At 75.2% G+C, this 529-nt stretch carries 1 protein-coding gene; it reads left to right on the forward strand.

All coding sequences use genetic code 11. The features are described 5' to 3' along the window. The coding region (locus ACXAID_RS28385; RefSeq protein ID WP_475025471.1) for an ATP-binding cassette domain-containing protein at positions 1 to 529 on the forward strand (529 nt) is incomplete at both ends.

Genomic DNA, 529 nt, shown 5'->3' on the forward strand with positions numbered 1-529 from the left:
GGCACCGACCGCAGCGATCGGCGCCACCGTGCTGGCCGCCGTGCTCGCCGGGGTCGCGCTGGCCGACGCCGTGGCCCCCACCACGGTGGCGATCCTGATGCTGGTGCCACTGTCGGCGTTCGAGGCCACCATGGCTCTGCCCGGTGCCGCCGTCTCCCTCATGCGTGCCCGCATCGCCGCGCAGCGCCTCGGTGCACTCACCGATCCCGACACCGCCGCCGACGACGACCGCCGACCCGACTCACCTGACCTCGACCTCACCCCGGGCGCCCGGGTCGCGGTGCTCGGCCCCAGCGGCAGCGGCAAGACCACGCTGCTGATGCGCACCGCGGGCCTGCTTCCCGGTTCGGGCCCGCCCGCCGGGGTGTTCTTCGCCGAGGACGCACACCTGTTCTCCACCACGGTGCGCGACAACCTGCTCGTCGTGCGCGGCGACGCGACCGACGACGAACTGCGCGACGCCCTGACCCGCGTCGGGCTGCGCGCCTGGCTGGACGGGCTGCCGGACGGCCTGGCCACCGTGCTGGTC

It is taken from the genome of Mycobacterium sp. ABE4_509 (genome assembly GCF_056160785.1).